At 72.3% G+C, this 3,351-nt stretch carries 3 protein-coding genes; all 3 read right to left on the bottom strand.

Features of this window, described 5'->3' with window-relative positions:
• The coding region (locus tag UWG_RS0116745; protein WP_016908368.1) for a collagen-like triple helix repeat-containing protein at window positions 1-410 on the bottom strand (410 nt) is incomplete at its 3' end.
• Between the two features lie 342 nt (window positions 411-752).
• Window positions 753-1,883 carry a peptide chain release factor 2 gene (prfB, locus tag UWG_RS0116740; RefSeq protein WP_029391513.1) on the bottom strand — a complete coding sequence of 377 codons (1,131 nt, stop codon included), beginning with the start codon at window positions 1,881-1,883 and terminating at the stop codon, window positions 753-755.
• 115 nt (window positions 1,884-1,998) lie between these two features.
• The gene (locus tag UWG_RS0116730) at window positions 1,999-3,246 is read right to left on the bottom strand and encodes a serine/threonine-protein kinase (RefSeq protein ID WP_016908365.1); all 1,248 of its coding nucleotides are present in this window, start codon (window positions 3,244-3,246) and stop codon (window positions 1,999-2,001) included.
• Window positions 3,247-3,351 lie beyond the last annotated feature (105 nt).

Here is a 3,351-nt window from a genome sequence, read left to right as displayed (position 1 = left end):
CCGTTCTCACCCGGGTCACCGTTCTCACCCGGGTCACCGTTCTCACCGGGGTCACCGTTCTCGCCCGGGTCGCCGTTCTCACCCGGGTCGCCGTTCTCACCGGGGTCACCGTTCTCACCCGGGTCGCCGTTGCCGCCCTCGGTGACGCCGGACTGGTCGCCGCCCTCGGGGCCGCCGTTCTCGCCGCCCTCGGTGACGCCCGCCGTGGGGCCGTCGTCATCGTCGTCACCGCCGCCGCCGAGGAGGCCGCCGAGCAAGCCCGGGCTGTCCTCGTTCTGGGCGGAGACGCCGTCGTTGCCGTCCAGGCCGGCGGCCTGGGCCGCGCCCGCTGCGGTGAGCGAGGCGCCTGCGGCGAACACGGCGGCGGCGGATATCCGCGCCACACGCAGCCGCGTCTTGGGATTGGTCATCTTCCAACTACCCCCAGTAGCTGTACTTCGTCGTCAGCGGCCGCGGTGTCGAAGCGCCCGCCCCTGCCGCGAACTGGGATGTGCCTGCTCACCCCGGGACTGCGGTGGAATGCGCCGGACGGCGCGGTGTCGCGCGCGGCGACCTCCACCGAACTGCGGGGAAACGCGGGGAGCTACGGCGTCTCGCACCTGATGCCCCTGACACAGGCATGCCGAGCCGACAGCTTTCCCAGTTTTCACAGCGGCGTCAAGTGAAGCCCGGGAAATATCGCCACAGAAGGGGCAGTTAGGCACCGGAACGCTCAATTCCCGGGTGCGGCACCAGGGTTCGCCGCCCGACGATCAGCCCTTGGCTTCGGCGGCGGCCTGCTGCTCCTGCTGCTTGCGCCAGCGGATGCCGGCCTCGATGAAGCCGTCGATGTCGCCGTCGAGGACCGCCTGCGGGTTGCCGACCTCGTGCTCGGTCCGCAGGTCCTTGACCATCTGGTACGGCTGGAGGACGTACGAACGCATCTGGTTGCCCCAGGAGTTGCCGCCGTCGCTCTTGAGCGCGTCCATCTTCTTCTGTTCCTCCTCGCGGCGGTGCGCGAGGAGCCGGGCCTGCATGACGCGCATGGCGGCCGCGCGGTTCTGGATCTGCGATTTCTCGTTCTGGCAGGAGACGACGATGCCGGTCGGGACGTGGGTCATCCGGACCGCGGAGTCGGTGGTGTTCACCGACTGCCCGCCGGGGCCCGAGGAGCGGAAGACATCGATCCGCAGCTCGTTCTCGGGAATGTCGATGTGGTCGGTCTGCTCGACGACCGGCATCACCTCGACGCCCGCGAACGACGTCTGCCTCCGCCCCTGGTTGTCGAAGGGCGAGATGCGCACCATGCGGTGCGTGCCCTGCTCGACGGAGAGGGTGCCGTACGCGTACGGGGTCTTCACCGCGAAGGTGGCGGACTTGATGCCGGCCTCCTCCGCGTAGGAGATGTCGTAGGTCTCCGTCGCGTAGCCCTTGCGCTCCGCCCAGCGCAGGTACATCCGCATGAGCTGGTCGGCGAAGTCGGCGGCGTCGACGCCCCCCGCCTCCGCGCGGATGCTCACCATCGCCTCGCGCGGGTCGTACTCGCCGGAGAGGAGGGTGCGGACCTCCATCTCGTCCACCGCCTTGCGGACGGAGTCGAGTTCGGTCTCGGCCTCGGCGCGGGTGTCCGCGTCGTCCTCGCTCGCGGCGAGCTCGAAGAGGACCTCCAGGTCCTCGATCCTGCCGCGCAGCTCCTCGACCTTCCGCAACTGGCCCTGGAGATAGGAGAGCCGACTCGTCACGCGCTGTGCGTTGTCGATGTCGTCCCAGAGATCGGGCGAGGCGGCCTGCTCCTCCAGCGCCGTGATGTCGGCGCGCAGCGCGTCCAGGTCGAGGACGGCCTCGATCGACTCCATCGTGGAGGAGAGGGACTTCAGAGCTTCGGAAACATCGACGACTGCCACGCATCCACCCTAACGGCTGGCTCCGCTTCCCGTTCCCCCGCGACCGGGGCGTACGGCCCCGCGATGCCCGCGCGCCCCCGCACGACCGCGCGCGTGGCCTTCGTCACCACCCGGCTCACTCCATGGAGCCGTACCCGGCGGCGGGCGCCCGCTGGGACCCGGTGGACTCGTCGGAGAGCGCGAGCCAGCCGCCGACGCCCAGGGCGGCAGCCACCAGCACGCCGATCGCGCCCAGCCGCAGCCGGCGCCTGCGCTCCGCCAGCCGGTGGCGGGCCGAGCCGGCGCGCGGCTCTCCCGCCGCACGCGGGTTGCGGGCCGTGCCGTGCGCGCCGCCCGCCAGTTCCTCCGCGCCGGGGACGCGCATGCTCGTGTGGGTGTCCCGGTTGGAGTCCGGCCCCGCGCCGGCGTGGACGAGCGGGACGGCGCCCCGCGGCGGCGTGCCCGCCTCGGTCGGCGCCGGCTCCGCGGGATAGGGGGCGGTCGGCGGCCCTTCGTCGACGAGGTCCTCCGGGTGCTCGTCGATGTCGAGCGGCGGGACGCCTTCGAGCTCCGGCAGCATCTCGCGGAGCCCGGCGGCGAGTTCGGCGGCCCTCAGCCGGGAGGCCGGCGCCTTGGCGAGGCACTGGTGGATCAGACGCCACAGCTCCTCGGGGATGCCGGGCAGGGGCGCGACCGTCTCCGTGACGTGGCGGCGGAGGACGGCGCCGGGGTGGCCGCCGCCGAACGGCGTGAAACCGGAGAGGAGTTCGTAGAGGACGGTCGCGAGCGCGTAGATGTCGACGGAGGCGCGCGGCGGCAGGCCCTCGACGAGTTCGGGCGCGAGGTAGTCGGGGGTACCGATGATCGAGGTGGCCCGGGTCCGGCGGGGCGAGTCGATGAGCTTCGCGACGCCGAAGTCGGTGAGGAGCGCGGGCGGTGCACCCGAGGGCCCGGGCGGCGCGACGGCGTCGAGGAGGACGTTCTCCGGCTTGACGTCGCGGTGGACGAGCCCGGCGGAGTGCGCGGCGGCGAGGCCCTCCGCGACGTCGGCGGCGATGGCGGCGGCGGCCTGGGGGACGAGGCGGCGGTCGTGGTCGAGGCGGGTGCGCAGGTCGGTGCCGCGCACCAGGTCCATGACGAGCGCGAGGTCGCTGCCGTCGACGACGAGGTCGCGGACGCCGACGATGCGCGGATGGTCGAGGGAGAGAAGGGCGCTGCGCTCCTGCACGAAGCGCTCGGCGAGGTCCTCGTCCCCTGCGAGGTCCTCACGGAGGATTTTGACGGCCACGGCCCCCTCGGGCCCCTCGCCGAGCCAGACCGTACCGGCGCTGCCGCGGCCCAGGACGCGGTGAGCGGTGTAGCGACTGCCGATCTTCCGTGCCATGGCGACAAAACTACGCGGCGAGGCGGGGGTTGGGCCCGGTGGATGCCGGTAACCGTCGCTTCTGTGCCGGAAAACGCCCGCGGGGAATCGACAAATCTCCTGCGC

It is taken from the genome of Streptomyces xiaopingdaonensis, assembly GCF_000262345.1.
In the GTDB taxonomy this organism is placed as follows: Bacteria; Actinomycetota; Actinomycetes; order Streptomycetales; family Streptomycetaceae; genus Streptomyces; species Streptomyces xiaopingdaonensis.
This window is presented reverse-complemented; position numbering and strand designations above follow the sequence as displayed.

What these genes read in the sequence shown, in the direction of transcription:
- UWG_RS0116730 (WP_016908365.1), bottom strand. Translation starts at nt 3,246, where the DNA reads ATGGCACGGAAGATCGGCAGTCGCTACACCGCTCACCGCGTCCTGGGC.